Source organism: Nocardia carnea (assembly GCF_029868325.1).
Taxonomy (GTDB): Bacteria; Actinomycetota; Actinomycetes; order Mycobacteriales; family Mycobacteriaceae; genus Nocardia; species Nocardia carnea_C.
Genome location: NZ_JARWNW010000165.1, coordinates 19685 through 44656 on the forward strand (window position 1 = coordinate 19685; position 24972 = coordinate 44656).

20 protein-coding genes are annotated in these 24972 nt (G+C 67.1%); 14 read left to right on the forward strand and 6 right to left on the reverse strand.

What is annotated here, in order from left to right; genetic code table 11:
• Nucleotides 1-245 precede the first annotated feature (245 nt).
• From QH196_RS12480 to thpD, 9 genes are all read left to right on the forward strand, one after another.
• A complete protein-coding gene (locus QH196_RS12480) occupies nt 246-1619 on the forward strand; it encodes an FAD-dependent oxidoreductase (protein WP_280415933.1) in 1374 nt (457 codons plus the stop codon).
• Between the two features lie 133 nt (nt 1620-1752).
• Nucleotides 1753-2862 carry a PP2C family protein-serine/threonine phosphatase gene (locus tag QH196_RS12485; RefSeq protein WP_280415934.1) on the forward strand — a complete coding sequence of 370 codons (1110 nt, stop codon included), beginning with the start codon at nt 1753-1755 and terminating at the stop codon, nt 2860-2862.
• Between the two features lie 211 nt (nt 2863-3073).
• Nucleotides 3074-3379: a hypothetical protein gene (locus QH196_RS12490; protein ID WP_280415935.1), complete on the forward strand. Its 306-nt coding sequence runs from the start codon at nt 3074-3076 to the stop codon at nt 3377-3379.
• A 160-nt stretch (nt 3380-3539) separates the two neighbouring features.
• Nucleotides 3540-4253, forward strand: a complete 714-nt coding sequence (locus tag QH196_RS12495) for a response regulator transcription factor (protein ID WP_280415936.1) — start codon at nt 3540-3542, stop codon at nt 4251-4253.
• 3 nt (nt 4254-4256) lie between these two features.
• Entirely contained in the window at nt 4257-5351 is a 1095-nt protein-coding gene (locus QH196_RS12500) for a HAMP domain-containing sensor histidine kinase (protein ID WP_280415937.1), read from the forward strand.
• A gap of 72 nt (nt 5352-5423) precedes the next feature.
• Complete coding sequence (gene ectA / locus QH196_RS12505) at nt 5424-6059, forward strand: diaminobutyrate acetyltransferase (protein ID WP_280415938.1); 636 nt, start codon at nt 5424-5426, stop codon at nt 6057-6059.
• Nucleotides 6059-7318: a diaminobutyrate--2-oxoglutarate transaminase gene (ectB, locus tag QH196_RS12510; protein WP_280415939.1), complete on the forward strand. Its 1260-nt coding sequence runs from the start codon at nt 6059-6061 to the stop codon at nt 7316-7318. The genes ectA and ectB overlap by 1 nt, the downstream gene beginning before the upstream one ends.
• Before the next feature lie 14 nt (nt 7319-7332).
• Entirely contained in the window at nt 7333-7728 is a 396-nt protein-coding gene (locus QH196_RS12515; RefSeq protein ID WP_280415940.1) for an ectoine synthase, read from the forward strand.
• 18 nt (nt 7729-7746) lie between these two features.
• Complete coding sequence (thpD, locus tag QH196_RS12520) at nt 7747-8616, forward strand: ectoine hydroxylase (protein WP_432278022.1); 870 nt, start codon at nt 7747-7749, stop codon at nt 8614-8616.
• 7 nt (nt 8617-8623) lie between these two features.
• Here thpD and erm read toward each other — a convergent pair whose 3' ends face one another.
• From erm to QH196_RS12550, 6 genes are all read right to left on the reverse strand, one after another.
• Nucleotides 8624-9457 (reverse strand): 23S ribosomal RNA methyltransferase Erm, encoded by an 834-nt coding sequence (gene erm, locus QH196_RS12525; RefSeq protein WP_432279482.1) that lies wholly within the window; start codon nt 9455-9457, stop codon nt 8624-8626.
• A gap of 353 nt (nt 9458-9810) precedes the next feature.
• Nucleotides 9811-11364, reverse strand: coding sequence for an MFS transporter (locus QH196_RS12530; RefSeq protein WP_280415942.1), 1554 nt, complete (start codon nt 11362-11364; stop codon nt 9811-9813).
• A 433-nt stretch (nt 11365-11797) separates the two neighbouring features.
• Nucleotides 11798-14278 (reverse strand): hypothetical protein, encoded by a 2481-nt coding sequence (locus QH196_RS12535; protein WP_280415943.1) that lies wholly within the window; start codon nt 14276-14278, stop codon nt 11798-11800.
• 54 nt (nt 14279-14332) lie between these two features.
• Nucleotides 14333-16771 carry a serine/threonine-protein kinase gene (locus tag QH196_RS12540; protein ID WP_280415944.1) on the reverse strand — a complete coding sequence of 813 codons (2439 nt, stop codon included), beginning with the start codon at nt 16769-16771 and terminating at the stop codon, nt 14333-14335.
• 388 nt (nt 16772-17159) lie between these two features.
• Entirely contained in the window at nt 17160-18410 is a 1251-nt protein-coding gene (locus tag QH196_RS12545) for a cytochrome P450 (RefSeq protein WP_280415945.1), read from the reverse strand.
• A gap of 180 nt (nt 18411-18590) precedes the next feature.
• Nucleotides 18591-19880, reverse strand: a complete 1290-nt coding sequence (locus QH196_RS12550; protein ID WP_280415946.1) for a PucR family transcriptional regulator — start codon at nt 19878-19880, stop codon at nt 18591-18593.
• Between the two features lie 229 nt (nt 19881-20109).
• Between QH196_RS12550 and QH196_RS12555 the strand changes: the two genes are divergently transcribed.
• From QH196_RS12555 to QH196_RS12575, 5 genes are all read left to right on the forward strand, one after another.
• On the forward strand, nt 20110-20868 hold the full coding sequence (locus QH196_RS12555) for an ABC transporter ATP-binding protein (protein WP_280415947.1): 759 nt from the start codon (nt 20110-20112) through the stop codon (nt 20866-20868).
• Nucleotides 20869-20935: 67 nt separating this feature from the next.
• Nucleotides 20936-21769, forward strand: coding sequence for an ABC transporter ATP-binding protein (locus QH196_RS12560; RefSeq protein ID WP_280415948.1), 834 nt, complete (start codon nt 20936-20938; stop codon nt 21767-21769).
• Entirely contained in the window at nt 21766-22653 is an 888-nt protein-coding gene (locus QH196_RS12565) for a branched-chain amino acid ABC transporter permease (RefSeq protein ID WP_280415949.1), read from the forward strand. The genes QH196_RS12560 and QH196_RS12565 overlap by 4 nt, the downstream gene beginning before the upstream one ends.
• A complete protein-coding gene (locus QH196_RS12570; RefSeq protein WP_280415950.1) occupies nt 22650-23708 on the forward strand; it encodes a branched-chain amino acid ABC transporter permease in 1059 nt (352 codons plus the stop codon). The genes QH196_RS12565 and QH196_RS12570 overlap by 4 nt, the downstream gene beginning before the upstream one ends.
• Nucleotides 23698-24951 (forward strand): ABC transporter substrate-binding protein, encoded by a 1254-nt coding sequence (locus QH196_RS12575; RefSeq protein ID WP_280415951.1) that lies wholly within the window; start codon nt 23698-23700, stop codon nt 24949-24951. The genes QH196_RS12570 and QH196_RS12575 overlap by 11 nt, the downstream gene beginning before the upstream one ends.
• The last annotated feature ends 21 nt before the right edge of the window (nt 24952-24972 follow it).

Genomic DNA, 24972 nt, shown 5'->3' on the forward strand with positions numbered 1-24972 from the left:
TCTCGGCGGTATCCAGCGGACCCGCCGAGATTTGGCTGATGGTGAAGAGCGACCCGGTCGCCGAGCGCGGGCCGGCCATCGCCGAAACCGGGTTCGCCATCGACCTTGCGGGGTGCGGTGATCGGGAACGATCACCGCGTCGAACTCTGCTGGTACCAGGATGGGTGCCTGTCATCCGGTGGCGTGAGGGTGGCGGCCGCCGGTGGTATCGACGAGATTCGTGGCCGACTGGGTAGGTTGATCGTATGACCGAGCGGTTGGTGATCGTCGGCGGTGACGCGGCCGGTATGTCGGTGGCTTCCCAGGCACGCCGGTACCGAGAGGCCGGCGACCTCGAGATCGTGGTGTTCGAACGCGGGCATTTCACCTCGTACTCCGCTTGTGGGATCCCGTACTGGGTCGGCGGGCAGGTCCGCGACCGGGACCAGTTGATCGCGCGCACACCGGACGAGCACCGGGCGCGGGCGATCGATGTGCGGCTGCGCAGCGAGGTCGTCGAACTCGATATCGCGGGCGGCCGGGTGCGTAGCCGTGATCTCGCCACCGGTGCCGAAACCTGGACCGGCTACGACCAACTCGTCCTCGCGACCGGTGCCCGGCCCATCCGTCCGCCGCTGCCCGGTATCGATGCGCCCGGTGTGCACGGGGTGCAGACCCTGGACGACGGCGAAGCCCTCATCGCGACCCTGGCCGCCACCGGCGGTCGCCGCGCAGTGGTGGTCGGCGCGGGATATATCGGAGTCGAGATGGCGGAGGCCCTGATCCGCCGCGGTTTCGACGTCACCGTCGTGCACCGCGGGGCCGAGCCGATGTCGACGCTGGACCCCGATATGGGCGCCCTGGTTCGCGAGGCGCTGGGCGGGCTGGGCATCGTGGTGGCGGGCGACCGGGAGGTGACCGGGATCCGGACCGGTGCCGACGGCCGGGCCCGCGCCGTGGTCGCCGGCAGCAGTGAATACCCCGCGGATGTGGTGGTGCTCGGGATCGGGGTCGCTCCGGAGACCGAATTGGCCCGCGCGGCCGGATTACCCATCGGCGGGCACGGTGGGATCCTGACCGATACCGCCATGCGGGTTCTCGGGCACGAAAATATCTGGGCCGGGGGCGATTGCGTGGAGGTGCTCGATCTCGTCTCCGGCATGCGCCGCCATATCCCCCTGGGCACCCACGCCAACAAGCACGGCCAGATCATCGGCGCCAATATCGGCGGGGGTTACGCGACTTTTCCCGGTGTGGTCGGTACCGCGGTGAGCAAGGTGTGCGATCTCGAGGTGGCGCGAACCGGTCTACGGGAGAAGGACGCCCGGACCGCCGGCCTGCAATACGTCACCACGACGATCGAATCCACCAGCCGTGCCGGTTATTACCCGGACCCGGCGCCGATGACGGTCAAGATGCTGGCCGAACGCCTCACCGGGCGCCTGCTCGGCGTGCAGATCGTGGGCCGGGAAGGCGCCGGAAAGCGGGTCGATATCGCGGCGGTCGCGCTGACCGCGGGAATGACGGTGACACAGATGACCGCACTCGATCTGGGATACGCCCCGCCGTTCTCGCCGGTCTGGGATCCGGTGCTGGTGGCGGCCCGCAAAGCCGTTCGCGCGGTTGGGGAGCGCGGATGAACGCGTCCGCGCGGTCACCGCGTACTATCGTCGATCGTCAGAACGGAACGGGTCGAATGAAGGGGGGCGGTGTGCGGACTCGCGGTATCCGGGTCGGGGGGCGCCGGGAACTACTCGACAGTGTGGTGGCCGGATGAACCCGGAGACGAACGGCGGGGGCGCCGAACCCGGCGATATTCTCGACGCGGTGACCGAACCCATGCCGGCGGTGCGCGATACCTTGGACACCCGCCGCCGGGCCGCGGCCGCGGAACGGACCGTTCCGCGCCAGGCGGTGACGCCGGGGATCCACCGGGTGGCGCTGCCGGACGACGGTCTGGCGGAAGTGGTCTGTGTGCACTGCGGGACCCAGGGCCGCGGCCCGCGCTGTCCCGTCTGTGATCATCCGCATCGGCTTCAGGATCGGTTCGAGGCCGATCTCGGGGTGGCCGCGCTGGTCACCGACCGTGGAATCGTGCATGCGCGTAACGAGGACGCCGTGGCCGCGGCGGTTGCTCCCGACGCCAGCGGGCAACCGGAGACTCTCGTCCTGGTGGTGTGCGACGGTGTGTCGTCGTCGCCGGATCCGCAGGCCGCCTCGGGGACCGCCGTACGCACCGGCGTTGATGCTTGCCTCGCCGCCCTCGCCGAGGATCGGACGGCCGAGGAGGCCACGGCCGCGGGGATGGCGGCCGCGTCGGAGGCAGTGCGCAACCTGGCCGGGCCGGACGGGGACGCGCCGTCGTGTACCTATGTTTCGGCGATCGTGCGCACCGAGGCAGACGGCCGGATATCGGTCACCGTGTCGAATATCGGCGACAGCCGCGCCTACTGGCTGGCGGCCGGGGACCGGGTTACCGAGCACCCGGCGCGTCCGGGGCATCCCGGTCCGCTCGCCGGCCCGCAGAAGCTGACGGTCGACGATTCGTGGGCGCAGACGCTGATCGAGGCGGGCGCGATGGACGAGCAGGCTGCCATGGCCGATCCGCGGGCCCATACCCTGATGCGCTGGCTCGGCGCGGACGCCGGGCAGCAGCCCTGGTCGGGCGACAGTATCCGGTCCTACTACGTCGACGGTCCGGGTTCGCTGCTGTTGTGCACCGACGGCCTGTGGAACTATCTGCCCGGTCCGGTCGAGCTTTCGCAACGTGCACTCGGGGTGCCGACGAGCGACGGCGCGCGGGCGCTGGTCGACTACGCGGTTGTCTGTGGGGGCAGCGATAACATCACGGTGGCTCTGGCCCCGATTTCCGGCGGCAGGTGACCGTTTTCCGGCCGCGGCGAATCTTCGGCAAACCCGAGGGGTCGCCGGGACGGGGATCGCCGGTCGCCGGAGTGACAGTGCGGACACACAGGACATTTGCCTGTCCGCTGTGTTTGCAAGAGTGCGAAGTCGGGTACAAGTCCGGAAAGCCGGTGTGACCACCGAGGGTCGCGCGGTGAGCACGTACGCACCTACCGCAAGGAGGTTCGTCATGAAGGGTGGCCTTTCCGCCGCTCCCGGAACAACCATGGTCACCACGAATCATGAGATCATCCGCCAGTGGGCCCAGCGGCGCGGTGCCAATCCGGCGACGACGCCCGGCAGTCAGTACAACGGCGAGGTGGGAGTGCTGCGCCTGGACTTTCCACACTATGGTGGCGCGGTCCTCCAGCCCGTCAGCTGGACCGACTGGTTCGCCACTTTCGACGCACGCAAACTGACTTTCCGTTACCAGGAACTCCGCGCCGACGGCACTCCGAGCAACTTCTTCCGTTTGGAGCATGCGCGCGACATCTGACAGTGAGTCATTTCACTTGGGGGGTTTACTTCGCAGGCATAGCGGCTACTCGTATAACCGGAAGGTTGCTCGAGTAAACTGAGTAGCGGGCTGTCGCGTCGGTTTGGGGATGCGAAACCCGCGCCGCGGCACGCCACGTGCGTCTGCAAGGGATTGAAAATTGAGCGCGAACCTGATGATCGTGGAAGACGACGACCGGGTCCGGGGTGCATTACGCCTGGCCATGGAGGACGAAGGCTACGACGTCGCCGAGGCCGAGGAAGCCGAGGCCGCGCTCACCCATCTGCGGACGATCGGTGTACCCGATGTCATGATCGTCGATCTGATGCTCGGCGGAATGGACGGATTCACCTGTATCCGGGAGATCCGCCGCGATCACGACGTACCGATCATCGTGGTGAGCGCACGTGACGATACTCATGATGTGGTGGCCGCCCTCGAGGCCGGCGCCGATGATTTCGTCACCAAACCGTTCGAGATCAAGGAGATCACCGCGCGGATGCGCGCCCTGCGGCGCCGTGCGCGCCTGTCGGTGGAACGGGAGACTGCGCCCATCGAGGTCGTCCTGGACGCCGATCCCACCACACCCCTGATCCTCTCGCCCGAAGGTGGCGCGGTGCGCCGCGGCGACGAGGAGATCAACCTCACCATCACCGAATTCCGCCTGCTGTGCGAACTGGCAGATGCGCCGGGCCGGGTCCTGAGCCGCGATGTGTTGCTGGAGCGCGTCTGGGACCGGGGATTCTTCGGTGACGAGCGAATCGTAGATGTCCATATGCGCAGGTTGCGCACCAAAATCGAGCGCGACCCCTCCGATCCGCAGATCGTGGTCACCGTCCGTGGCCTCGGTTACCGGCTGGACGTGCAGCGCTGATCGATGGCCGGCACAACGATTGCGGCCCGGGTCGAACGCGATCCGGGGCGCTGGAGCCTGCGCAGCCGGGTGACGACCGCGTTCGCGGCGTCCTCCGGTCTGATGGCGCTGGTCCTGGTCTTGGCGGTGTTCGCTGTGGTCAGCGATGAGAGCCGCACCTTCAGTGAGCGGTTGCATCACCGCCCGGCACTGCTGGTGGGCTGTGCCGTCGCCGCGGCGCTGGTCGGCGCCGCGGTCGGGGTCGGGGTGAGCCGGCGCATGCTCAAACCACTACGCGACGTCGCCGAGGCGGCCGCGCTCATCGCCTCCGGTGAACTGGGCACCCGGCTGCCGGACAGCAACGACCAGGATCTCGCCAGTACGGTTGCCTCGTTCAACCGGATGGTCGATTCGCTGCAACGCCGGATCGATCGCGAACACCGGCTCTTCGGCGATGTGAGCCATGAACTGCGCACCCCGATGACCACCCTGACCACGGCGGTGGGTGTGCTGGAACGCTCGCGTGCGGAACTTCCCCCGCGGTCCCAGCGGGCCTTGGATCTGGTGAGCGCCGAGGTGGAACACCTGCGCCGGCTGCTCGACGATCTCCTCGCCCTGGCACGGGTGGAAGCGGGTATGCACCACGGTGATGTGGATCCCGTTTCGGTGGGAGACCTGCTGGTACACACGTTGCGCGATAGTCACCGGCCTGCCGAGCTGCTCACAGTCGCCGAGCCCGTCACGGTTCTGGGCCGTAAACTGGAACTGGAGCGCGCCCTGCTGAATGTGCTGAAGAATGCCGACCGGCACGGCGGGGGTGCGGTGGCGGTGACAGTGCGCCGCGACGGCGCGGAGGCCGTCATCGAGATCGACGATGCCGGTGCCGGGGTTGCACCGGCCGACCGCGACCGAATTTTCGAACGTTTCGCAACTTCCCGAAGCAGCCGCCGGTCCACCACCGGTGGTACCGGAATCGGTCTGGCGCTCGTCGCCGAGACCGTGGCCACTCACCGTGGCCGGGTCGAATGTACGGAACGCCCCGGAGGGGGTGCCCGATTCGTCATCCGGCTTCCTGCCATCGATCGAGAGGGGCGTCATCAGCCTGTAACACAATCGTAAAGAACTCGACCAGGTCACCTCAAAGTTGATTCGTAAGCCTGGGAAAGTACTGCAAGCAGACATCGGAGTTGTATGTCTTTACACACTGAGTCCACGCAGATTGCCGGTTCGACCGGCACGCAGACCGCCGGTTCGACCGGCACCGGCTCGACCACCTCGTCCGCCGCGACCGATGCGGAGCCCGCCAGTACCGGCGTGAGCTTGCGCGCACCGCGGATCACGGACGCCGCGCGATTGTGGCAAATCGCCGACGAGTCGCAGGTCCTGGACGTCAATTCGAGCTATTCCTACCTTTTGTGGTGCCGAGATTTCGCCGCCAGCTCGGTGGTCGCCGAAAGCGACGGTCGTGTCGTCGGCTTCGTCACCGGCTACCTGAGACCCGATGCGCCCGGCACCCTGTTCGTCTGGCAGGTCGCTGTGGACGCCGACCAGCGTGGCCGCGGAACCGGGGTCGCCATGCTGGACTGGTTGGTCGCCACCGTCACCGCGCCGGATCATCCGGCCGGCGGTGCCGTAAACGCGCTGGAGACCACCGTGTCCCCCGATAATCCCGCCTCGATCGCCATGTTCGCCTCGCTGGCTCGCCGCCGCGGCGCCGAAATGGTGCGAAGCGTTCTGTTCGAACCGGATGTTTTCCCGGACAGTCACGCCGCCGAGGACCTCTACACCATCTCCCCGATCGCCCGTAAAAACGAAAGGGATCACTGATGATTACCCCTGAAACGACGATCTTCGACGACCTGGAATCCAACGTCCGCGGTTACTGCCGCTCCTGGCCCGCGGTGTTCGAGACCGCCCAGGGTGCCTGGCTGCGCGACGAGAACGGCCGGGATTTCCTCGATTTCTTCGCCGGAGCGGGCGCGCTGAACTACGGCCACAACAACCCCCTGCTGAAGACGGCGCTGATCGACTACCTGGCCGGTGACGGTGTTACCCATGGTCTGGACATGTCCACTGTCGCCAAGCGCAAACTCCTGGAGACCGTCCGCGATACCCTGCTGGCGCCGCGCGGCCTGGACTACAAGGTGCAGTTCCCCGGCCCGACCGGCGCAAACGCGGTGGAAGCGGCGCTGAAGCTGGCCCGTAAGGTGACCGGCCGCCAGACGATCCTCAGCTTCACCAACGCATTCCACGGGATGACGCTGGGTGCGCTGTCGGTGACCGGTAACGCCATGAAGCGCGCCGGTGCCGGTGTTCCGCTCAACCATGCGACACCGATGCCCTACGACGGTTACTTCGACGGCACCACCGCAGACTTCCAGTGGATGGAGCGGGTGCTCGACGATTCCTCCTCCGGCCTGGACCGCCCGGCCGCCGTGATCGTGGAAACCGTGCAGGGTGAAGGCGGGGTGAACCTGGCCCGCGCCGAATGGCTGAAGCATCTGGCCTCGCTGTGCTCCGCCCGCGGCATCCTGCTCATCGTCGACGATGTGCAGATGGGCTGCGGTCGCACCGGCCCGTTCTTCTCCTTCGAAGCGGCCGGGATCACCCCCGATATCGTGACCCTGTCCAAGTCGATCGGCGGTTACGGCCTGCCGATGGCGCTGGTGCTGTTCAAGCCGGAGCACGATGTGTGGTCACCGGGCGAACACAACGGCACCTTCCGGGGTAACAATCCATCCTTCGTGACCGCGCAGGTGGCGCTCGAGCATTATTGGTCCGATGATGTATTGGAGAAGTCCACCGGCACCAAGGGTAAGCGGGTGGCCGCGGCGTTGAACGATATCTCCGCGGCCGCACCGGGAATCTCGACTCGGGGCCGCGGTTTGGTGCACGGCCTGGTCTTCGACGACGCCTCGCAGGCCGGGAAAGTCTGCCAGGTCGCGTTCGAGCGTGGCCTGCTGGCCGAGACCTCCGGGGCATCGGATGAAGTTGTGAAACTGCTGCCGCCGCTGACCATCGCCGACGACGAACTGGACCACGGTTTGCGCATCCTGGGCGATGCCGTCGAAACCGTCTGCAGCTGAGAGGAACTACAGAAATGATCGTGCGCACCACCGACGAGATCACCGGCACCCACCGCGATGTCGGTGCGGAGGATTGGCGTAGCAAACGGATCGTGCTGGGCGGTGATGGTGTGGGGTTCTCGTTCCACGAGACCACCATCAAGGCCGGCACCACCCACGTCTTCCACTATCAGAACCATGTGGAAGCGGTCTGGCTGGTCGAGGGTGAAGGCACCCTCACCGACCTGACCAACGACCGCACCTACGATCTCGCCCCGGGCACGATGTATCTGCTCGACGGGCACGAGAAGCACGAGGTGCGGACACGGACACGGATGCGGATGCTGTGCGTGTTCAATCCTCCTGTCACGGGGCAGGAGGTGCACGACGAGAACGGCGTTTATCCGTTGATCGCCGTTCCGGCCGACTGAGAGGAAGGACGAACGACGTTGGTTGACAATCGGATCGATCGCTATCCGACCAGAACCGCCGAGCGGCTGGCGCTTCAGGAGCGACACGACGCGACGGTGTGGGGCCGGATCGGCAACGCGGAGCTGGCTGCGTTCGATACCGACGGTTACGCGATTCTGGATCGTTTGCTCAGCCCCGAAGAGGTGGCCGAGTTCGCCGCCGAGATCGATCGGCTGGCAACTGATCCGGAATTGCGGGGTGACGACCGGCTCATCGTGGAGAAGACGTCGCAGCGGGTGCGCTCGGTATTCGATGTGCACACGCTGAGCCCGGCGGTGAAGGAGCTGGTACGCGAATCCCGGGTGGTGGATCTGGCCCGGCAGGTTCTGGGTTCGGATGTGTACATCCACCAGAGCCGGGTCAATTACCTCCCCGGATTCGGTACCGGCTTCTACTGGCATTCCGATTTCGAGACCTGGCACGCCGAAGACGGAATGCCCACGCCACGGGCGGTGAGTCTGTCCATCGCGTTGACGGATAACTACCCGTACAACGGCAGCCTGATGGTGATGCCTGGATCGCATCGCACTTTCGTCCCCTGCCAGGGCGAAACTCCGGCGGACAACTACCGCGAATCACTGCGTGAGCAGGAGATCGGGGTACCGAGCCAGGCCGATATCACCGAATTGGCCCATAAGTACGGAATCGAGCAGTTCACCGGTCCGGCCGGGTCGGCGCTGCTGTTCGATTCGAATATCATGCACGCGTCGGCGAACAACATCACGCCGTTCCCGCGGTCGAATATCTTCCTCGTGTTCAACAGTGTGGAGAACACGCTGGAAGAGCCGTTCGCGGCACCGGCACGCCGACCGGCATATATCGCGAGTCGCGACTTCACGGCGGTGTAGGAGGGACTTATCGCCCATGGCGACGGGGTGCCGGGCGGCGGGTTCGCGGCGATGCGGTCTCGGACAACCGGTGGTACAGGGTGAGCCATGCTGGTGGTGGAACCAGCCCCACCGGTAGGTCGGTCGCGATCCCGGCCGCGGCGCAGGCCCGGTTCACCGCCCGGGCCGGATGCGCCTGCCGGAGTGAGGCGGCAAGTGAACCGCCGATTCCCGAGAATCCCAGTTCCACCATTCGCCGGTAATCAGCGCGGGCACCGGCCGGTAACAGCGGGACCGGGCGGCGCACAATGCGCAGTATCGCGCCGTCGACCCGGGGTACCGGAAAGAATTCCCTGCGGTCGATCCGTTCACCCAGGGCCGGAACCCGATCCGGCCAATGAATTACGGTCGATTTTGTCCACCGTCCGTAATCGCCGCTGTATTTCCGGGCGAATTCGTATTGAGTGAGTAGCGTGGCCGAAGTGAGCCGAGGCGCTCCCAGACACCAGCGCAGAATATCCGTGCTCGCCCCGAACGGGATATTGCCGACGACGGCGAACGGTTGTGCCGGTGGGACGACGAAACGGAAATCCTTGTTCACCACCCTGATTCGGTCGTCGGTGGCGTACCTTACGGAGAGTCGGCGGGCATATTCCGGATCCTTTTCATAGGCAACCACCAGTCCTGCATATCGAAGGAGGTGGCGGGTGAGCATACCGTCGCCGGGCCCGATCTCCAGGACGAGTTCGGATCGGCCGATATCGGCGGCCACCACGATGCGGCGGGCGGTGGCGGGTTCGGTCAGGAAATTTTGTGACAGCCTTTTGCGAGTCGCGGGCATACGGGTACGCGGGCGGGACATTGGTCCTCCGGAGGAGTGGGCCGAATCGAGGTGCGCTGATTCGCCCGGACCCATGCCGGTGCTGTACGCGGCGCCGAAGCGCCGGATGATCGCGACGAGATACCGGCCGGGTGGACCGGTATCGATTACGGCCGGGGGTCCCGTGAGCGGGACGACCCGGCGGCGTCAGCGGAGTGCGAGGTGCGCCGGCAGAGTCCGAGCTGCCGTGCGCAGGCGGAGGTAGTACACGCCCGCGCACACTCCGCTGGTGCACAAAGTTCCCATAGCGCTCACTCTAAGACGGCTCGTGGAGAACCGTCCAACGGTTTTCGGGCGGATTCGAAAAGGACTCTGCCATCAGTGCGTCCGCCTGCTCATCGCACTCCCGCGGGTTCGCATCCCGTCGCGTCGCATGGCTGTTCCGGTATCAGTCCGGTGAACTCGGCCTCGAGATCGTTCGCGGGCAGTTCGGCCAACGGTGTATCGGCGCCCGGGGCGCCGAGCGAGGTCGCGATATCCGGATCTGTTTTCTCCCTGCCGTGTTCCGAATCCTCCACCCGCGGACCGCCTGCGCGGTAGCTGCGGCTCAGGTAGCGGTAATGCTTGCTGCCGAGGGCGTAACCGGTGAACAGCAGGCCGAGGACACCGAGCAGGACGAACACCAGCGCCATACCGCGGGCTTCGCCGGTGCCGAACCAGCCGCCGATCCAGCGGGCACCCGACCCGTCGGTCATCAACGGGATGAAGAAGAACTGCGCCAGCGGGCTGATCAGGAATGCGGTCAGTGGAGAGGCCGCCTGCTCCACACTCTGCGCGAAACCGAACACCCGGCCCTGCCGTTCGTACGGGACGACCTTTTGCAGCACAGTCTGTTCGGCGGCCTCCGCGAAGGGCATCAGCACCATGAACACTGCCATACCGCCCACCAGCAGCAGCACCGAATCCCGGAGCGGGAACACCAGCATCACCGCCCACAGCGCCAGGTTGATCAGCAGGATCAACCGCACCGGATTCGACGAGGTGCCGGTTCGGGCCACGAGCAGGCCGCCGGCGATCATCACCGCGCTGAGCGCGCCCCAGATGATGCCCCAGGCCTGCACCGACATCATCGACAAGGCGTACGGGTCCATCAGCGCCATCAACCCACCGAATAGAAGGTTGTTCAACGCCGTGAAGGCAATCAGCGGGATCATGCCCGGAATTCCGCGGATGATCCGCACCGTCCCGCGCAGGTCGACCCGTTTGGGTTCGCCCGCGGCGGCGGCACGGGACAGCGCGTCCGGGAGAGTGAGACGTTGCAGGTGCAGGACGGCGCCGGTGAGGACGACGACGGCCATCACCAGCACGCCGAGCATTCCGTTCCAGCCGACCAGCAGCGCACTGGCCACCGATGTCGCCAGCTGCGATATCCCGGTGGTCGTGCCGACCAAGCCGTTGGCGCGATCCCGGATACGGGGGTCGAACATGGCGGTGACCACGGTCGGCAGCGCGATCGTCCGCAGACCACCGGCGATCACGCCGGCCATCACGAGCACGATGAGCACCCACAGGCGGATACCGGCCGGATCGCGCCATGCCTCGGCCGGAGTGACCAGGTAGAACGCGAGTGCGATCGCATAGACCGCGAGGGACACCAGCGCGGAAGCCTGCATCACCGACTTCTTGCGGTGGTGGTCGACGATACTGCCGAACCACACGCCGGTGCCGGCCATCGCGACCAGGAAAATCCCGGCGATCATCCCGGTCGCGAAAACGGAGCGGGTCTCCAGGTAGACGAAGAACGTGATACCGAACCAGATCGTGAAGTTGATGAACGATACGAGCAGCACGTTCACCAGCAGCTGAGCGAAAGTCCGGACGGTGGGGTCGGCGAGGTCGAGGCGGGTGCCGGTCGCGTCGGCAGGTCCATTCGGGGCTTCCATACTCATGAACTCAACAACCTCGACATTGGTTTAGGTCAAGTGGCGACCGGTGGACATATCACCACCTTGGACCGCCGCCGCGCCCGAAACTCATCGCAACCGCCGTCGCGTGCAGTCGCACGGCAACCCGGCCGGGGTTTTCCCGGCAACCGCGACCGCCGGCGCCGACGGGGTGATCGGCCGTTGAACGACAGCGCGCTCAGCCGGATCCCGGTCCGCAATACCTGGTCCCGGGCGGCCGGGCCGACTGCCGAATCCGCTGCCGATCCCGACCGCGACAGCGGTCCTGTCGTCGGCGAAACCGGTGCCGGTGCCGGACTGCCGTGCACGGAACGGCCGGCAACACATCTGGCGGCGTATCCATGGTGGTCGCAGTATCGTCGCCGGAACCCGGCCGCGTGTTCAACTGGTTTTCAGGCCGCAACGCCCCCGTGCATCCTCAGCGCATGCCGGTGAGTGTTTCGCCGGCAGCCGGACGGCGGGTCGCGGTGGCGATCACCTCTTCGGCCACTGCCTGAGTACGCCACATATGAGCCTCCGCGACGGCGCCGCGCTGTTCCAGGAGTACCGCGAGTTCGGCCATGGCGGGGATCATCCGCCGACCGGCCGCAGCCCGCCACCACCGCTCCGCGGCGCGCGGATCGTTCCGATGCAGCGACAGCGCGCCGAGGTCGAAGATGGCTGCGAGATGCCCGGCCCGCGCGGCGCGGGTCCACAGGAGATGCGCCCGGTCGTCGTCACCCTGGGCGTGTGCCACCGCGCCGAGCGAATGGAGGCGAGCCGGGTCGATCTCGTCGTCGGTATACGGCTGGTCAGCGGGTGGAACCGGCGCGAGTGAATCGTCGGCGAGGGTGTCGACGAGCGAGTGATCGTCGCGCACTGCGATTTCCGTGACCGCTTCGTCGCCGGAGAGCAGCGGTGTGCAGTACAGGGAGGTGTTCGCGGTGGAATCGGTTGTTGCCTGCCGGGGCGGCTCGGGGCCGTAGTCGGTGAATCCGGCATCGCGGATAATCGGGACGAGGCCTGTCAGTTCCGGGTTCTCGGCCCATCCGCGCCGCCCGGCGTCCGGATGAGGATCCGCGTCGGCCGAGAAGTGGTGGCCCGCCGCTGTTCCGGTGAGCGGGTCGTCGTACCCGGTGAAGTCGTCGACCAGCGCGCGGTGCGGCGCGGTGGCCTCCATGTCACCGATGTGATCCGGTTCGTCCGCGTATGTTGGGGCGGCCAGTTGGATATCGGCGAAACTGCAGGGGTATCCCTGTATCTCGGCATCGTCCTCCGCGGATTCGGTCAGGGAATCCGTGGCGCCGGCTGCCCACGCAGTTTCGCCGACAACGGATTCGGCCGGCGAATCGGGTGCGGGGGGTGTCGTCACCCAGTCCGCTTCGATGTGGGCCCCCGGGGAACGGCGGGCCGCCTCAGCGGTCTGGACTGTCGGTGTGACCGAGTGGTTGCTGTCCGGGGGTGCCGTCGGTGAGTCCGGGGTTCCCGGTGTGGCCGCGGAGTTGCGGGTTGTGGTCGCTGTCAGGGCGTTGCGCGGCATAGGTGCGGACGTGAAGTCGCCTGTAGTGGGCGTCGACACCGCGGGTGCGGCCGGAGGGCTGGTTATAGCGGGAGCCGAGACAGCCGGTACGGCCGGCAGGCCGAATGTGGTGTGCTCCGGCGCGGTGGGTGTGGGCAGTGGATCGATTGTGGTGTGTTTCGGCGCGGTGAGTTCGGGCAGAGCGCCGCCTGTGTTGTGCGCTGCTGTGGTGAGTGCAGGCAGAACGCCGAATGTGGTGTGGGTCGGCGCGGTGGGTGTGGGCAGCGGGTCGGTTGAGATGTGCGCCGAGACGGTGGGTGTGGCTGGAGGGGCGGTTGCGCTGGGCGTCGACACAGCGGGCATCGACATTGTGGGCGTCGACGTTGTGGTTTCGGCTTCGGAATCTGCTGCGGTGGGCTCGGGCTCGTGGACGACCGGTGCCGGCACGGACTCGGGTGTGGTGGATTCCGTCGCGGAGTCGTCGGTGACTGCTGCCGCGGCGGAGTCGTCCACGGCAGGCGTCGTCAAGGGTTCGACCGCAGTCGGCTCTATCGGGGATTCGCCGGCAGCCGGCGACGTCGCCGAGTCGTCCGAGGCAGGTTCGTAATGCGCTGCCCACGGGTCGTGGTCGAGATCGTCGGAGTCGGGATCATCGGGTTCCACCCAGTGGTGCCGGTTTCTCCGGCGTTCCGGGGGCGTGGCCGTGGAGACGGTGGGGATGGCACCGGACATGAACAGGTGCGGGTGGGGATCCAGCGGAGTGCTGCGCACCTCGATCACCAGATCGGCGAAATGGGGTGGACCTTCGCCCATACTGCACCACAGGACGGTACGGCCCGTTTCCGTGCGCTCGACGACGATTCCGTAGTTACCCGACCACGATTGGGGCTCCCCCGCGGCGTTCGACCACACCGGAGTGAGCGCGAACAGGGCGTCCGGCGAGTCCGCGGCCAGGTCGAAGGTGATACCGCGTTCCAGTGCGTCGCGCCAGATATCGACTCCGGCCAGGTGGCGGTCGTCGAGATCGATATATCCGTCGATCACCGACAGGCCGATACCGACGGCGGCCAATCCGGCCGGCGGTGTCGCGGAGAGCAGGGTCATGGTCAGTGCCGATGCCGGAGTCGGCAACTGTTCGCTGTACATGGGATATACCGTGGCGCCGTCGAGGTCGATCGGATCGGCGCTGCGATAGCGCGCGGCGAGCGTGCGGCGCTGCGGTGCCGGTTCCGCGCTGTGACGTGGCCCGGGAGCGGGCCGTGCGGCGCCCGTCAGCAACGGTGTGGCATCGCGATATCCGCCGCGTAGATACCTGGGCAGCTGACCGGCTCCCGATACCGGTGCGGACCTATCGGCCTGCGATGGAACGAATCCGATACCCGGCGATCCCGGATCGTGCATATCCTGTGCCCCGCCTTTCCCACCGCTTCGATTCACCCCGCAGCAATGCAGTGGCTATACCGTACTCGCCGAATCCGCGGCGTGTGGGGCGATTCCGTGGGCGACTACACGTTCGAGTGCGGCGATATCGCGTTCGAGCGTCCGGAACAGCAGATACGCCCCCGCGAAAGCGAGTGCGCTGCCCAGTGACAGCACCCGCAATGCCGGCCGCACCTCAGCGATATCGGCGGCCGGCAGGAATGTTGCACCGGCCGCACCGAGTAGCGGGACCGCCGCGGCGAGCAGCAGGAAATAGGTACTGCGCCGATCCAGTGCGCGCAACTGTTCCAGATCGCTGCCGAACGCACCACCCAGCGGCAGGAACGCCGGATACAGTGAGCGCACCGCATAGGTGCCGACCAGGAAATACGGATACGCCATGGCCATCGCGCCACAGATGATCTGGGTCCCGAAGAAATGCGCCGAGGCCGCCGCCCCCAGCGTGCTACCGGACGCCTGCACCGTGACAGGGACGGCGATTCCGGTGATCGCCCAGAGCAGGAAACAGGCCAGCACGGTACGACTGCTCAGCAACAGGGTGTCGCGTCGGGCCCGGGCCAGCGCGGCGTTGTCGTAACTGCGGCCGGCCCGCCCGCCTCCGCCGCGGTGGAGGCCACGCAGTACCGAACCCAGATGCGCGGTGAGCACGGTGGTGACGAGGAAACCGGTCAGGAATGCGAGACCGTAGGTGATCGGCGCGACCCGCTGGAAGATGTCGTGCGCCCCGGCGTCCAGGTCGTCGATGATGAGAACTCGATTGTGATAGTAGCTGTACCAGATGGCGAGCGCGTTCGGTACGGCGATGGACAGGAACATGATCGGGTGCAGCAGGGCGCGGGCACGGCGACGCAGGCTGCCCCGCGGTGGGTCCACCAGATCTCGTGCGCGGGGGTCCAGGCAGATCTGGAGTTGGCGTGCCATATCGGCTCCGTGGGACCAGCGCTGGGCCGGATCCGGATCGAGGGCTCGCACCAGCGTGCGGCGCAAGGCGACGGGACAATCCGGCGGGAGGTCGGAGTAAGGAAGGGCCCGGGCGCCGCGTCGGCGCAGCGAGAGCATGGCTTCGAGGGTTGTCCGGTCTCCGGGGGCCGGCTGCCGGGGCGATTCGGCGGGCGCGGAGCCCGCCGGTTCGGGTGGTGGTCCGGCGGTGGCGGCCGGATCCGGCGACGGCGGGACGGGTCTCGCCGCGGCATCGCCGGCGGTGGTTTCCGGGTGGCCTGTGGCGGGATCGGTGGCAGTGGCGGTGTCATCGAACGGCCGGCGTCCGGTGAGTAGCTCCCACAGCACGACCGCGAGTGCGTAGAGATCGCTGCGGGTGTCCAGATCGGCGGCGGTGCCCGGTAGATCGGGGTGGATGACGGCGAGTTGTTCGGGCGACATGTAGGCCAGCGATCCGCCGAAATACGCCACGGGGCTCGACCCCGCCACATTCGCCCCGAAACTGATGTTGAAGTCGGCGAGCTTCGGTATCCCTTCGGCGGTGAGCAGGACGTTGGCCGGTTTGACGTCGCGATGCAAGACCCCGGCCCGGTCCGCGTGATCCAGGGCCCGGGCCAGCCGGGTGCCCACCCATGCCACGGTCTCGGGCCAGGTCAGCGATGAGATCTCGGTGCGGGCAGCCGATTCGGCCGGGCGGATCTCGCCTTTGTCGTCGAGGACGTCGTCGATCGCGTCGAGCAGTAGCGCACCGCTGCGGTCGGCCGGCGGGGTGTCGCGGACTCTGCCGAGCACGGTCAGCAGGGTCCCGCCGGGGATGTACTGCATGTACAGCAGTCGCAGCCGTGGTCTGGGCAGGATATGCCGGTCGAAGACCCGCACGATGTAGTCGTGGTCGAGCTGGGCGAGCGTCTGCGGTTCGGTGCCGGAGTCGGCGGAGATCTTCAGCGCGACCAGCCGCTGCATGGTGCGCTGCCGGGCCAGGAAGACCCGAGCGAAGGCGCCGCGGCCGAGCAGAGTGAGCAGATCGAAATCGTCGATGCGGCTACCTGCCTCGATATCGTCCACGGTCGCCGGCTTTTCGCCGGTGGTGCTCCCGAACTGTGTACTCCGGTACTCGCCGGTGGCCAGGAGTTCGGACAGCTCCGCGGCCTGATCCGGGTACTCGGCCGTGTATTCGTCGGGGTCGACCGGCAGGCCGGCGCGGCGCCGCTGGTGGTATTCCTCGTAGACGAGGTCCGGGGGCAGCGGCCGATCACCCAGTTCCGGGATCTCGGCCACATAATCGGCGAGGCGTTTGTCCTGCCCGGTGTATCGCGGGCGGTGAACGAGGTCGATCTTGATCAGCTCGATGAGTGCCACCCGCCGGAGGGCGGTGGACTCGGGTAGGTACCGGGAGAGATCAGGAGGTGGGGGCGAATCCTGCCACGCCGCGGTGAATCGGCGCAGGGTTTCCGCGAGCTGATCGCCGTGCAATCGCCCGAGGGTGTCCGCGCGTGGTGTGGCGGGTTGCCCCATCTGCGCATGGTAACGCCGGGCGGGGACGGAAACAGGTGGATCACCGAGGACGAACGCCCCAAGTATCTGTTACTAGCGGTTACAGATACATCGGGGATGCGGGAAAGTTGCCGAAAGGCGACTGCGTCAGCCTACACCACACCATCCCAGCCCGGCCGGCTACATGATGACCATGCAACCTTCGCCCGACGACAGGCTGCACAGTAGCCGGCTCAATTCCATGATCAGGCCCTGAACGGGGTTGGACGGGACAACGGCCGGAGTAACCATGGGTAGCCTCCCTGGCGGGATCGACGAGCACGTACACCGGGATAATCGCCGATGAGGCGCCCGGTGTTAGGGGGCCGGTGTTCGCATCGCCGGGATGGGTAGCGCCCGCGGCGGGTGATCAGCCCAGCGGCATTCCCGGTGCGGGCGGGAAGCGCACCGGAAGCGCGATGAGCGCGCGGTGGAAGGGGCCCGGTCGCCAGATCGTCCGATCCGGGTCGAATGCAGGACTCAGATCGGGTAGCGCATCGAGTAGCTGATCGACCGCTTCCTCGGCGAGCAGACGGGAAATTGCCCGGGCATGCGCCGGGCACGCGTGTGGTCCGCGGCCCCAGGCGAGATTCTGGTCCTCGGGGGTGTCCGACCGATCGACTCGGCCATGGCAGGCAGCCGCGCCGATGAGTACGGGCTGATCCGCGGGTAGCAGGACATCGTCGACCAGCACGGGAAACGGTGGATAACTGATGCTGTGATTCGCCAGCGGCGGATCGCTCGCCAGCACCTCGTCGAGTGCGTCGCGGGCCGGCGGTGCGAACCCGGTGTGATCGCTGGTGAACCGGGGATCGGTGAGGATCAGCAGCAGCGTATTGGCGATCAGATTGCGCGGCGGTTCGATCCCGGTCCAGTACAGGCCCAGCAGTTGGTGAACGAGCTCCTCATCGGACAGGTTCGCGGGGTGCCGGATCAGGCGGCTGGTGACATCGTCGCCGGGTTCGGCGCGTTTACCGGCGATCAGCTCGGCGAGCAGCCGCTGGATCCGGGGCTCGGCGCCGTCGTCGGCGGCACCGTCGATCATTTCGGTCAACGCGCGAGACAGTAGATCACCGAGTTCGGTCGGGCAGCCGAGGATATCGTCCATCGTCCGGAACACCAGCGGCACCACATACCGGTCGAGCAGATCGGCGGCGCCCTCGGAGCAGAACCGGTTGATCAGATCCATTGCGATGCGCGAAACGGTGGTACGCAGCGAATTCGGGTCCACGCCGGCCAGCGCGTCCACGGTGGCCGCACGGTAGCGGTCGTGGTCCGGGCCGTGTGTGCGTAGCGGATTGGGCCGCCACTGCATCATCGGCACGATCGGCAATCCGGCCGGTGCCTTCTGCTGCCAGGCGCGAGGGTCGGATGGGAAAGTGCCGGGGTCGTCGAGGATTCGCTGTGCTGTCCGGTCGTCCACGACGAGGGTGGCGGGCACCCCCGGCGCCAGGTCGACCGGGACCAGCGTGCCGAAACGCCGGCGCATCCACTGGTAGAAACCGTGCGGGTCGGTCGCGAATTCGCGAGAGTAGAGCGGGATTCGGGAACCGGTGGAATCCGCCGGTGTGACGGTGCTACCGCGGCGTCGTGTGGACGCCGGCCGGGACTGCCCTGTCACTGATACCCCCTGCGGTTGTGCGCCGGGATTCCGGGCGCAGTCCGGAACGGCCGGAACTACCTGCTCGAAAAGGCTCGGCCGGTACACGTTTCGCGTACGGCCGGAAATAATACCCACGCGCGAGGCGGCTGTGCGGGACCCTGTCGCGCTGCGGGTCGCCGCGGGAGACACCGTGGCAGATCAGCGTTCGCGTCGCACCGGGGCCGGTGCCTGCCGGAGTTCGATCGCGACCAGGAGCTCGACGAGATCGGTGACGGTGCGGATATTGCGGCCGGTCAGTTGCTGGATCCGGCGCAGCCGGTATTTGGCGGTGTTGTGGTGGATACGCAGGGCCTCCGCCGCTTCGCGCAGATTCGCATCGGCGGCGATGAAGGCCCGGATGGTATCGGCGAGTACCCCGCCCTTGGCCTGATCGTCGGCGAGGGCGCGGGCGATGCGCGGGTCGACGAGGCTGCGCGCGGTATCGTCCGAGCTGAGGACCAGATAGCGGAACGGGGTGAGTTCGGGCAGCGCCAGCACGCCACCGCTGTCGGGCAGCAGGTCCAAGGCCGAGAGTGCTTCCTGCCGGCCGCGGGGGAGTTGTTCGATACCGGTGATCACCGTGCTGATCCCGAACGCGGTGGTGATGCCCTCCGCGAGGAGGGCGTCGCGGGTACGCCGTAGCCGGGTGCACAGCTCGCCGGCGGTGGCGCGGCCGAGCCCGGCGACCGCGGCGATATCGGTAGCACGGACGACGGCCAGGGTACGGTGCCCGTTGACCCCGGTACGTGCCAGCGCCGACGAAACAATATGCGCTGCGTCGGTTTCGGAGCGGACGCTGCGGTCAAGGATCGTGGCCGCGATGACGACGAGGCGTTCCCCGGGCGCAGACCCGATACCGTGGGCGGCTGCGGCCGCCGGGAGTGGTCCACGCTCGGGAAGCGTGCCGGTGAGCAAAGCTTCGACGAGATCGTGCTCGTCGCGACCGGCTTCGGCCGATTGGTGCTGCTGGAAATCCAGGTACGCCTGCGTGGCCTCGGTGCTGATCAGATCGCAGTACCGGGTAAGCGGCAGTACCAGTGACAGTGTCGCTTCCCGGGCGGTGGGTGAATCGCCGGCGTGCGCGATCAGGTTCTTCCAGAAGGTCTGCTGGCCGAGCCGGAAGGCGGTGATGTAGTCGGCCAGTGGGAGTCCGGATCGGGCGCGCCGCACCGCCGCCCGGCGGGTCTGGGTGAGTTCCGCCGCGGTGACCCGTCGGTGGTTCAGTAGTGCGCCCAGTCCGGTGCGGCACAGACGGGCCACCTGGTCGTGGACGTCGGCGCGGAATTCGCTGTCGCGGCCGCCGTAGCCGGGGACCTGGGCGAGGATGGCGGTGCTGCCCTGTGCGGCGATCTCCTCGGCACGGTCGTAGACGACGCCGGCGATCCGGGTGCGCGCGAGCTGTACCGGTTCGGGAAGCGATGCGGCGAGCGGATGTGATCCAGCAGACATAGTCGGATGGTCCACGCGCTAGCGGGGAATGTCAACATTCGGCCATATATGTATCAAATTACGCCCTGCTCACTTGTACTTCGAGGACAAATGCGGCGGCGATAATTGGGACGCATGAGCTGATGTGTTTCATTCATTCCGCTCTTACGCTGGCCTGACCCATAGCCGGTCCGACGGACTATGTGCTGCCCCACAGCATTTCGGTCGCGACCACGCCCCCGGAGGATGCATGCTCGAGATATCCGGCCTGACCGTTCGCTTCGGCGGTATCACGGCCCTCGACGATGTCGGATTCGCCGTGGCGCCCGGCGAAATGACCGGTCTCATCGGCCCCAACGGGGCGGGTAAGACCACGCTGTTCAACTGCTTGACCAGGCGCTGCGCCCCCACCGCCGGCGCACTCCACTACCTCGGAACCGATCTGCTGACGGTACGGCCCGATCTCATGGCCCGGCTCGGAATCGCGCGGACGTTCCAGAGCCTCGGCCTGTTCACCCGTATGTCCGTCCGGGACAACGTACTCGCCGGCGCCCACCACCGGGCACGTGCCGGATTTCTCGCGGCAAGCCTGTTCCTACCACCGGTACGCACCGAAGAACGCCGGCTGCGCACTCAGGTAGACGGCTTGCTCGAACGCCTCGACCTGGCCGATATCGCCGACCATCCGGCCGCCGGTCTGCCGTTCGGCACGCTGAAACGGATCGAACTCGCACGGGCCCTGGCCGCCGGACCCCGCCTGCTGCTGCTCGACGAACCGGTCAACGGACTCAGCCACGGGGAGGTCGGCGAATTCGCCGGACTGCTCGCCGGCCTGCGCGTGGATTTCGACCTGACCGTGGTGGTGGTCGAACACCATATGGGCTTCGTCATGAGCCTCTGTGATCGCGTGATCTGCCTCGAATTCGGGCGGGTCATCGCCGACGGGACGCCTGCCGAGGTCCAGCGCGACCCCGCCGTGATCGAGGCCTACCTGGGAACGGCGGCATGACCGCCGCGCCTGCCGACCGGCCGGCACGGGAGGCCCTGGGCCGGTGAATGTTTCGAAAGGACGTGTCATGAGCAGTGAGCCCCTGCTCGCCGTAACCGGTCTCACGGCCGGTTACGGCGCCGGCGAGGTGCTGCACGGGATCGATATCTGCGTAGCCGCCGGCGAGATATGCGCTGTGCTCGGTCCCAACGGGGCCGGTAAAACCACTCTGCTGCGGGCGCTGAGCGGTCTCGTCCGGGTGCGCGGATCGGTAACCCTGGCGGGATCCGAAATCGGCGGGCGCGCGCCGGAAAAGATCGCCCGGACGGGGGTGGCGCATGTTCCGGAGGGACGTGGCACCTTCGCGCCGCTGACCGTCGAGGACAACCTCCGCCTGGGCGCCTACACCCGCGGCGGGGCCCGATTTCGCCGCGGAAGCATCAGTACCGGATTCGGCCGCGGGGGCGGCGCCGGATTCGGCTGTGGTCGCGGAACACGTGACGACAGCGCGGGACCCCGCCGCTCCCGAGCCGGTCTCGATACCGACCTGCGCCGCGTCTACGACTACTTCCCGGTCCTGCGCGACAAACTGCACGAAAAGGCAGGACGGCTCTCCGGTGGTGAGCAGCAGATGCTGGCGCTCGGCCGGGCACTCATGTCCCGACCGCGGCTGCTGCTCCTGGACGAACCGTCACTCGGCCTTGCGCCGATGGTCACCCGGGAACTCTTCCGCATCGTGCAATCCATCAACTCGGAGGAACACACCACTGTGATCGTCGTCGAGCAGAACGCTCAGCTGGCGCTGCGCACCGCGCACCGGGCATATGTGCTGGAAAGCGGGCGGATCGTCCTGTCCGGTTCGGCGGCCGATATCGCCGCCGACGAACAGGTCGCCCGGTCCTACCTCGGATACCGGGTGTGACCGTGTCCGGATTCGCGCAGCAGATCATCGAAGGGCTGAGCGCCGGGGCTCTCTACGCCGGTATGGCCCTCGCCCTGGTCCTCATCTACCGATTCACCGGGATCGTCAACTTCGCCCAGGGCGAGCTGGCCATGTTCTCGGCGTTCCTGGCCTGGCAGCTGGTGCAGAGCGGGACACCGTTCTGGCTGGCACTGCCGGTAACCCTCGCGATCTCGTTCGCCGGCGGCATGCTGATCGAACGGGTTGTTATCCGGCCCGTCGAGGGGGCGCCGGAACTCACGCTGGTCATCGTCACCGTCGGATTGTTCTTCTTCGTGAACGCGGCCGCGGGCTGGATCTGGTCGTATCAGCTGAAGAGTTTCCCCAACCCGTTCCCGGAAGGTGCGTTACGGGCGGGTGGGGTCACCGCCGGATACGGCAATCTGGGGATTCTCGCCGTGGTGGCGGTGGTGATGGCGCTGCTGTACGTGCTGTTCCGTTACACCCGGACAGGGTTGGCGATGCGTGCGGTGGCCGCCAACCCGCAGTCGGCGCGGCTGGTGGGTATCGGTGTCGGCACCGTGCTCGCGCTCGGCTGGGGACTGGCTGCCGCCGTGGGCGCAGTCTCCGGTGTCCTGTCGGCGCCGCTGCTGTTCCTCGAACCCAACATGATGGGCGGGGTTCTCATCTATGCCTTCGCGGCGGCCACGCTGGGCGGTTTCGACAGCCCCGGTGGTGCGGTGGCCGGGGGGCTGATCGTCGGGGTCGCGGAAACCCTGGCCGGAGCCTATCTCGACGTCATCGGCACCGAACTGAAGATCGGTGTGCCACTGGTGATCATCCTCGGTGTGCTGCTGCTCCGGCCGCATGGTCTGTTCGGCACGCCGGCGGTGGAAAGGGTATGAGCGATATGGGAATTCCGGATACCACGATGGCCCCGGAGAAGCGCCCTCCCGCAGCCGAACCGGTGCGGCCGCGGCCTCGGTTCCGGCGGATAGACCGGTCGTGGACGGCGGTGGCTGTACTACTGGTCATGGCCTGCTGGGCGCCGTTCGAACTGGCGCCCTTCCACACCTTCCAGCTGTCGCTGGCGATGATCTACGCGGTCGCCCTGCTCGGGCTGAACCTGCTGGTGGGACATACCGGGCAGATATCGCTCGGGCACGGGGCATTCTTCGCGGTGGGCGCCTACACCACGGCGATCATGATGGACCGCTGGGATGCGCCCTACCCTATGACCCTGCCCGTCGCGGCGACGGTCGCGTTCGTCCTCGGCATCGGCCTGGGTATCCCGGCTCTGCGGTTACGCGGGCTCTATCTCGCACTGGTCACCCTGGCCATCGCGATATTCCTGGTACCCCTGCTGAAACGTTTCGAATCGGTGACCGGCGGCTCCATGGGCCTGACCCTGGACAAGCCACAGCCACCGGCGTGGACCGGGCTGGCCGAGGACCAGTGGTTGTATTTCCTGGCTCTCGCGGTGACCGCCGTCAGCTATCTGCTGGTCGCCGGGATGCTGCGGTCGCGGGTGGGGCGGGCACTGCACGCGGTGCGGGACAACGAGATCGCCGCCGAGGTCACCGGCGTGCGGCCGGCGTTCTACAAAACCCTGGCCTTCGCCTGGGGTGCGATGTTCGCCGGGGCCGCCGGTTGCATCTACATCTGGGTGATCGGGTACGTGTCCCCGGACTCCTTCACGCTCACCTTCTCCATCACCCTGCTGGCCGGACTGGTCGTCGGCGGACTCGGCGGACAGTGGGGCCCGCTGCTGGGCGGCCTGTTCGTCATGTACGTGCCGACCGTCGCCCAGGACATCAACCAAGCCGCACCGGGGGTCGTGTTCGGGCTCCTCATCATCGCGGTCATGTACCTCGCGCCGAATGGATTGGCCGGACTCGTCGGCCGGGCGGCGCACTGGCTCGGACACCGGGCCCGGAAAGGAAGAACCGATGCGCACTAGAGCGATACAGGCGGCGCTCGCCGCCACCGCGGTCGTCGTCGCCGTCGCCGGCTGCGGGGGTCGCGACGACGCCACCGGCAATACGGCCTCCGGCGATTGCCAAGGCCAGCAGACGACCGGACTCACCGACAGCACGATGAAACTGGGCGGCGTATTCCCGCTGTCCGGCCCGGCCTCCGCCTACGCCGAACTCCCGAAGGGGATGCAGGCCTACTTCGAATACGTCAACAACGAACAAGGCGGTATCGACGGCCGCAAGGTCGAATACCTGCTGCGCGACGACGGCTATCAGCCCCCGAAAACCGTGGAGGAGACACGGCGGCTGGTCGAACAGGACCAGGTGTTCGCCGTCCTGTCCACGCTCGGCACCCCGACCTCGGCGGCGGTCTGGGACTACCTGAACCAGCGCGAGGTGCCGCAGATCTTCGTCGCCGGCGGGGCCACCCAGTGGGGTGTCGGCGACGGACATCCGTGGACCATCGGCTGGCAGCCCAGCTACCACGCCGAAGGCCAGGTGTTCGCGCGGTACGTCACCGAGCAGAAACCGGAGGCCACCGTCGCGGTCCTGTACCAGAACGACGACTTCGGCAAGGACCTGCTGGCCAGTTTCACCGAGGCCACCGCGGGCAGCGGGGTACGGGTGATCGCCGAACAGAGTTACGAGGTCACCGACCCCACGGTCGACCCCCAGTTGCGCAACCTGGCGAACTCGAAAGCCGATGTGCTGCTGAACTTCGCCACCCCGAAATTCGCGGCGCAGACGCTGGCGGCGGATGCGCGCAATCCCGAATGGAATCCGCTGCATATCCTCACCCAGGTCTCCAGCACGATGAGCGTGCTCGAGCCGGTCGGGTTCGAGAATGTGCAGAACGTCGTCACCTCGGTCTTCGTGAAGGACCCGGCCGACCCGCAGTGGACCGACGACCCCGGGATGCGCCTCTACCGCGACAAACTGGCCCAGTACGTCCCCGGCGCCGACCCGTCCGATGGATACACCCTGGTCGGCTGGGCGATGGCACAGAGTTTCCACAAAACCTTCGACGCCGCGGCCTGCAAAACCCGAGAAGGCCTGCGCGATGCGATGCGCTCACTCGACGGTGTCGAGATCGATCTGCTGCTGCCGGGAATCACCCTGCAGACCGGCGAGGGCGACGGCTATCCGATGGAGGCCATGCAGATCCAGCGTTTCCGAGGAGACCGCTGGGTGCTCGCCGGCGATCTGGTCGACACCTCCGGCCGGTAACCGCCCCCGAAAACGTCCGCG